This is a genomic window from Cellulomonas sp. NPDC055163 (assembly GCF_053607065.1).
This window is the reverse complement of the sequence record NZ_JBSGSU010000007.1, coordinates 36,490-43,979: the sequence shown is the minus strand read 5'-3', so window position 1 is coordinate 43,979 and position 7,490 is coordinate 36,490. Positions and strand designations below refer to the sequence as shown.

Annotated in this window: 5 protein-coding genes; all 5 read left to right on the top strand. The window is 74.8% G+C overall.

Features of this window, described 5'->3' with window-relative positions; all coding sequences use genetic code 11:
• The first annotated feature begins 224 nt into the window (after positions 1-224).
• On the top strand, positions 225-3,797 hold the full coding sequence (gene smc / locus ACWFNE_RS14650) for a chromosome segregation protein SMC (protein ID WP_452123166.1): 3,573 nt from the start codon (positions 225-227) through the stop codon (positions 3,795-3,797).
• Between the two features lie 202 nt (positions 3,798-3,999).
• Complete coding sequence (locus ACWFNE_RS14645) at positions 4,000-4,329, top strand: hypothetical protein (protein WP_452123165.1); 330 nt, start codon at positions 4,000-4,002, stop codon at positions 4,327-4,329.
• 80 nt (positions 4,330-4,409) lie between these two features.
• Complete coding sequence (gene ftsY / locus ACWFNE_RS14640; protein WP_452123164.1) at positions 4,410-5,675, top strand: signal recognition particle-docking protein FtsY; 1,266 nt, start codon at positions 4,410-4,412, stop codon at positions 5,673-5,675.
• A 156-nt stretch (positions 5,676-5,831) separates the two neighbouring features.
• Positions 5,832-7,133 carry an ammonium transporter gene (locus tag ACWFNE_RS14635; RefSeq protein WP_452123163.1) on the top strand — a complete coding sequence of 434 codons (1,302 nt, stop codon included), beginning with the start codon at positions 5,832-5,834 and terminating at the stop codon, positions 7,131-7,133.
• Complete coding sequence (locus ACWFNE_RS14630) at positions 7,133-7,474, top strand: P-II family nitrogen regulator (protein WP_258726657.1); 342 nt, start codon at positions 7,133-7,135, stop codon at positions 7,472-7,474. The genes ACWFNE_RS14635 and ACWFNE_RS14630 overlap by 1 nt, the downstream gene beginning before the upstream one ends.
• Positions 7,475-7,490 lie beyond the last annotated feature (16 nt).

The window sequence follows — 7,490 nt, the reverse complement described above, 5'->3', positions numbered from 1 at the left end:
CGTCGTGGGCGCGCGCGGCGTCGGCGCGCCGGAGCCGATCTAGGGCGGGTTTACGTTCTCTGCCTACTCTCTTCCCCCCGCCCACACCCTCCCACTCCTCTCCCCGCCCCCCCCCCTTCTCCCCCCCCCCTGTCCGTCCCCCCCCCTACACGAGAGGGCCGGCGCCGCCCCGGCGCGTCGCCGGGGTCCCCGGGGGTCCGCTCGCGAGCACCTAGGCTCGGCTCGTGCACCTCAAGACCCTGACCCTGCGCGGGTTCAAGTCGTTCGCCTCGGCGACGACGCTGAGCTTCGAGCCCGGCGTCACGTGCGTCGTCGGGCCCAACGGCTCGGGGAAGTCGAACGTCGTCGACGCGCTCGCGTGGGTCATGGGCGAGCAGGGCGCCAAGTCGCTGCGCGGCGGCAAGATGGAGGACGTCATCTTCGCCGGCACCGCCGGCCGCGCCCCGCTCGGCCGCGCCGAGGTCGCGCTGACCATCGACAACACGGACGGCGCGCTGCCGATCGAGTACTCCGAGGTCACGATCTCCCGGACGCTGTTCCGCAACGGCGGCTCGGAGTACGCGATCAACGGCCAGGGCTGCCGGCTGCTCGACATCCAGGACCTGCTTTCCGACTCCGGCCTGGGCCGCGAGATGCACGTGATCGTCGGCCAGGGTCAGCTCGACGCGGTCCTGCGCGCGACGCCCGAGGAGCGCCGCGGCTTCATCGAGGAGGCCGCGGGGGTCCTCAAGCACCGCAAGCGCAAGGACAAGGCGCTGCGCAAGCTCGAGGCGATGCAGGCGAACCTCACGCGCCTCGGCGACCTCACCGCGGAGATCCGCCGCCAGCTCGGCCCGCTCGGGCGCCAGGCCGAGGTCGCGCGCAAGGCCCAGGTCGTGCAGACCGACCTGCGCGACGCACGTGCGCGTCTCCTCGCGGACGACCTCGCGCAGCTGTCCGCGACCCTCGAGCAGGAGATCGCGGACGAGTCGGCGCTGCGGGCCCGGAAGGCCGAGGTCGAGGCGACGCTCGCGGAGGCACGTGCGCGGCTCACGACGCTCGAGCGGGAGGCCGCCGAGGCCGCCCCGGCGCTGAGCGAGGCCGGCGAGGTCTGGTACCGGCTCTCGTCGCTGCGCGAGCGGCTGCGCGGCACCGCGACACTCGCGGGCGAGCGGGTCCGGCTGCTCGGCAGCGCCGGGACGGAGCGAGCGGGCGGCTCGGACCCCGACGACCTCGCGGCCCAGGCCGAGCGCGTACGGGCGGCCGAGGCCGAGCTCGTCGCGGAGGTCGACCTCGCACGCGCGGCGCTCGAGGCGGCGACGCGCGACCGCGCCGACACGGAGGCCGCGGCGACGGCGGCGGAGAAGCAGCTCGCGACGGCGCTGCGCGGGGCGGCGGACCGCCGGGAGGGGCTCGCGCGGCTCGCCGGTCAGGTCGCGGCGCGCCGCAGCCGGCTCGAGGCGACCGAGGCCGAGATCGGGCGCCTGCGCACGACGCTGGCCGAGGCGGAGCGCCGGGGCCACCAGGCGACGACGGAGTTCGCGGCGCTCGAGACCCAGGTCGCGGGCGTCGAGGAGGGCGAGGAGGGCCTCGACGCGGAGCACGAGGCCGCGGCCGACGCCGTCGAGGCCGCTGCCGCCCGCCTCGCCGCCCTCGAGGCGGCCGTGACCGCGGCGGACCGGGAGCGCACCGCGCTCGACTCGCGGATCGAGACCCTCGAGCTCAGCCTGCTGCGCAAGGACGGCGCGGGTGCGCTGCTCGCCGCGGACGGCCTGCCCGGCACGATCGGCTCGCTCGCGGCGCTGCTCGAGGTCGCCCCGCGCGACGAGGACGCGGTCGTGGCGGCGCTCGGCCACCTCGCGGACGCCGTCGCGGTCGAGTCGGTCGACGCGGCGGTCGACGCCATCCGCCGCCTGCGCACCGACGACGCCGGGCGCGCGACACTCGTCGTCGGCGGGGCCCCCGGGCCGGAGCGTCCCCTCGCCGGCGTCGACGTGCCCGAGGGGGCGGACCGCGCGGTCGACCTCGTCACGGCCCCGGCGAGCGTGCGCTCGTCGCTCGACCGGCTGCTCGCGGACGTCGTCGTCGTCGACGACCTGGCCGCCGCCCGGGCCGTCGTGGCGGCGCACCCGCACCTCGTCGTCGCCACCCGCACGGGCGACGTGCTCGCGCGCGACCGCGCGTCCGGCGGCTCGGCGACGGCGCCCAGCGCGCTGCACCTGCAGCAGGCGCTCGACGAGGCCCGCACCGGCTCGGCGGCCGCCGTCGCGGCGGGGCAGCGCGCCCGCTTCGAGCTCACCGCGGCCCGCGAGGCGCACGCCGCGGCGCGGACCCGCTACGACGAGACCCTCGAGCGCCTCAACCAGTCCGACGCGGCGCTCGCCGCGGTCGCCGAGCAGCTCGGCCACCTCGGGGCGACCGCCCGCGCCGCGCGCGCCGAGGCCGAGCGGGTCCAGGCCTCCCTCGACGCGGCGACCGCGACGCTCGCCGCCGGGGCCGACGAGCTCGCGGAGCTCACCGAGCGGCTCGCCGCCGCGGAGACCGAGCCGGCCGAGACCGAGGCCGCGATCGCCGAGGGCACCGCCGACCGCGACCGCCTCGCTGGCCTCGCGACCGCCGCGCGCGCCCGGGAGACCGAGGCGCGCCTGACGCTGCGCACGAGCGAGGAGCGGGCCCGGGCGCTGTCGGGCCGGGCCGAGTCGCTCGAGCGGGCCGCGCGGGCCGAGCGCGCCGCACGCGAGCGTGCCGCCGAGCGCGAGCGTGCGCGGGTGCGGCAGGCGCGTCTCGCCCAGGCGGTGCGCGCGGGGGCCGAGGAGGCACTCACCGCGCTCGAGGTCTCGCTCGCGCGAGCCGGCGACGAGCGTGCCGCGGCGGAGGCGGCGCGCACCGAGCGCGAGGCCGCGCTCACGCAGGTCCGGGCCGAGGTCGAGCAGCGCACGCGCGAGCTCGCGGAGCTGACCGACGTGGCCCACCGCGACGAGGTCGCCCGCGCCCAGCAGCTGCTGCGGATCGAGCAGCTCCAGACCCGGGCGGTCGAGGACCTCGGGCTCGACCCGGCCGTGCTGCTCGAGGAGTACGGGCCGCACCGGGGGGTCCCGGTCGTGCTCGCGCCGGGCGTGGAGCCCGACCCGGAGGCGCCGACCGAGGTGCCGTACGTGCGCGAGCAGCAGGAGAAGCGGCTGCGGGGCGCCGAGCGCGCGCTGTCGCTGCTCGGGCGCGTCAACCCGCTCGCGCTCGAGGAGTTCGCCGCCCTCGAGGAGCGCCACAAGTTCCTCGTCGAGCAGCTCGCGGACCTGAAGAAGTCCCGCGCGGACCTCCTCGAGATCGTCCGCGAGATCGACGAGCGCGTCGAGCAGGTGTTCACCGACGCGTACCGCGACACCGCCGCGGCGTTCGACGTCGTGTTCCCGCGCCTGTTCCCGGGCGGGGAGGGCCGCCTCGTGCTGACCGACCCGGCGAACATGCTCACGACCGGCATCGAGGTCGAGGCCCGGCCCGCGGGCAAGAAGGTCAAGCGCCTGTCGCTGCTCTCGGGCGGCGAGCGCTCGCTCACGGCGGTCGCACTGCTCGTCGCCATCTTCAAGGCGCGCCCGAGCCCGTTCTACGTGATGGATGAGGTCGAGGCCGCGCTCGACGACGCGAACCTGGGGCGGCTCCTGGAGATCTTCCGGGAGCTCCAGGAGGACTCGCAGCTCATCGTCGTGACGCACCAGAAGCGCACCATGGAGATCGCGGACGCCCTGTACGGGGTCACCATGCGGGGCGACGGCGTGACGACCGTGATCAGCCAGCGCATGCGCGAGGACGTGTCGGCCTGACGCGAGGACGTCTCGACCTGGCCGGGCTCCCTCCGCGCGCGGGCCCAGGCGGCCGGGCCCGACCGCGCCGTGACGTGCCTGCGCCGCGCTGGCGCGGCCCCGGACGGCGACGTTGCGCCGGTCGCGTGAAGGTTGTGTGGCGTTGCGCACAGACCGTGCGTCGACGCGGGACGGGCGGCACCGGGCGACCGATAATGATCCCATGACTGCTCTGATCGTGTGGACCCTTGTCGCGCTCGTCGCCGCGGGCGTCGTCGCGCTGGTGGCCAGCGCCACGAGCAACGGCGCCGACGCCTCCTTCATCCGGGACCTGCGCGCCGGCCTCGCCGCGCGCCGTGACCCCCGGTCCGCGCGCCTGAGCGCCGAGCTGCTCGACGCGAAGCCGGTCGACGTGCCGCTCGACGAGTTCCTGCTCGCGACCCAGGTCGACGACGACGGCTACCTGCACGTCGACGAGCTGCGCGACACCCTCGGCAAGGCGAAGCTCAAGGCGGTCCGGTCGGTGCACGAGCTCACGCGCCGCCCCGTCTGACCCACGGGACACCGCTCCGGCGCCCGGTCCGCGCGCTCCGCGTCGCGCCGCAGCCGCGCCGGTGCTGAGAGACTGGTCCGGTGGACAACGAACTCCTCACAGCCCTGCTCGTCGGCGTGCCCGCCCTCGCGGCCGTCGTCGGGGTGCTCGTCGCACGCGGTCGCCGTTCCGGGACGGGCGGCGAGCCCGGCTCGACCGACGCCACCCGTGCCGCAGGCAGCAGCTCCGCCGGAGAGCCGTCCGGGGGAGCAGGCACCGCGACGCTCGAGCGACCGCCGGTCGCCCCCGGCACCACCACGGCCGCAGAGGACGTCGAGGTCGTCCCCGACCTGGACGAGGTCGTCGGCTTCGAGGTCCCGGCGCCCGCCACCGGGCGGCTCGCGCGCCTGCGCGACCGCCTCGCGCGCTCCGGCTCGCCGCTCGGCACCCGCCTCCTCGCCGTCCTCTCGCGCGACCACCTCTCCGAGAACGACTGGGACGAGCTCGAGGAGACGCTGCTGCTCGCCGACATGGGCGCGGGCCCCGCGGGCGAGCTGATCGACGCGCTGCGCACCCAGGTGCGCGTGCAGGGCGTCAAGGACCCGGCGCACGTCCGCGCGCTGCTGCGCGAGCAGCTCGTCGCGCTCGTCGACCCGACCCTCGACCGCTCGCTCGCCACGACGCCGCCGTCGGCGACCGCAGCGGCGGTGTCGAGTGACGGCGCCGCGGAGGCCGACGGAGCCGCGCGCCCCCACGTCCCGGCCGTCGTGCTCGTCGTGGGCGTCAACGGCACCGGCAAGACGACGACCGTCGGCAAGCTCGCGCGCGTGCTCGTCGCGGAGGGGCGCACCGTCGTCCTCGGCGCCGCCGACACGTTTCGGGCCGCCGCCGCCGACCAGCTCGAGACGTGGGGCTCGCGCGTCGGCGTGCCGACCGTCCGCTCGGACCGCGACGGGGGAGACCCGGCAGCGGTCGCGTTCGACGCGGTGCGCACCGGCGTGCGCGAGCAGTTCGACGTCGTCCTCGTCGACACCGCGGGCCGCCTGCAGAACAAGGCCGGCCTCATGGACGAGCTCGGCAAGATCACGCGCGTGATCACCCGTGAGGCCCCGCTGTCCGAGGTCCTCCTCGTCCTCGACGCGACGACCGGTCAGAACGGTCTCAACCAGGCCAAGGTGTTCGCCGAGGTCGCGGGCGTCACCGGCATCGTCCTGACCAAGCTCGACGGGACCGCGAAGGGCGGCATCGTCGTCGCGGTCCAGCGCCAGCTCGGGGTGCCCGTCAAGCTCGTCGGGCTCGGTGAGGGGCCCGACGACCTGGCGCCGTTCGACCCCGAGGACTTCGTCGACGGACTCCTCCAGGTCTGACCCGTTTCCTGGACCTCTGCCCAGCACGAAACGCAACGTTTACGTGGCGGGCGCCGCTGTCACGCGCGCGTAACCCGTCCGGCCTTCCGGTGAAACTCCCCTCCCCGAAGGTTGTGCCCGACCCGGCCGCCCGGCTGGCGAAGGAAGGCAATCCAGATGGAAGAGTTTGTGCTGGACACGGGCAACACAGCATGGATGCTGACTGCCGCGTCGCTGGTGCTGCTGATGACGCCGGGTCTGGCGTTCTTCTACGGCGGCATGGTGCGGGGCAAGAGCGTCCTCAACATGATGATGATGAGCTTCGGCGCGATCGGCGTCGTCTCCCTCATCTGGGTCCTCTACGGGTACTCCGGGACCTTCGGCACGGACATCGCCGGGTTCTTCGGCAACCCGTTCGACTTCTTCGGCCTCGCGGGCATGACCGACGACGACAGCCTCATGAAGGCGACCGGCGTCCCGGCGCTCGTCGCGGTCGGCTACCAGGCCACGTTCGCGATCATCACGGTCGCGCTGATCTCCGGCGCGATCGCGGACCGCACGAAGTACTCGACGTGGCTCGCGTTCAGCGCGGTCTGGGTCACGGTCGTCTACATCCCGCTCGCGCACATGGTGTGGGGCGGCGGCCACCTCGGCGCCGACGGCATCACGAGCGGTCTGTCGACCCCCATCGACTTCGCCGGCGGCACGGTCGTGCACATCAACGCGGGTGTCGCGGGCCTCGTGCTCGCCCTCGTGATCGGCAAGCGCCGCGGCTTCGCCAAGGAGCCGATGCGCCCGCACAACCTCCCGTTCGTGATGCTCGGCGCCGCGCTGCTGTGGTTCGGCTGGTTCGGCTTCAACGCCGGCTCGGAGTTCGGTGCCGACAACGTCTCGGGCCGCGCCTGGGTCAACACGCTCGTCGCCACCGCGGTCGCGATGCTCGCCTGGCTCGTCACCGAGAAGTTCCGTGACGGCCACGCCACGTCCCTCGGCGCCGCGTCCGGCGTCGTCGCCGGTCTCGTCGCCATCACCCCGGCCGCCGCCGCCGTCGACACGTTCGGCGCCATCGCGATCGGTGCCGTCGCCGGTGTCCTGTGCGCCCTCGCGGTCGGCCTGAAGTACAGGTTCGGCTACGACGACTCGCTCGACGTCGTCGGCGTCCACCTCGTCGGCGGTCTCGTCGGGACGGTCCTCATCGGCCTGTTCGCCACGGACAAGGACTCGACCTGGTACCCCGAGGGCGCGCTGAACGGCCTGTTCTACGGCGGCGGCCTCACGCAGCTGGGCACGCAGATCATCGTCGCCGTCGCGGCAATGGTGTTCAGCGGCCTCGCGACGCTGGTCATCGCCCTCATCCTCAGGGCGACCATGGGCTGGCGCGTGAGCGACGAGGCCGAGGTCGGCGGCGTCGACCTGGCGGTGCACGGCGAGACGGCGTACGAGACCCTGGGTGCCCGCGTTATTACGGAGGTGAAGTGATGACCAAGCTCGTCACGGCAGTCATCCAGCCGCACCGGCTGGACGATGTGAAGTCGGCGCTCGAGGCGGCCGGTGTCCGGGGTCTGACGGTGAGCGAGGCGAGCGGCTACGGCCGGCAGCGCGGCCACACCGAGGTCTACCGCGGTGCCGAGTACACGGTCGACCTGGTGCCGAAGGTCAAGATCGACGTCCTGGTCTCCGACGAGGACGCCGCGACGGTCACCGAGGTCATCGTCAAGGCCGCGCAGACCGGCAAGATCGGCGACGGGAAGGTCTGGACCGTCCCGGTCGAGGACGTCGCACGGGTCCGCACCGGCGAGCACGGCGCGGACGCGCTCTGAGCCGGGCAGCAGACAC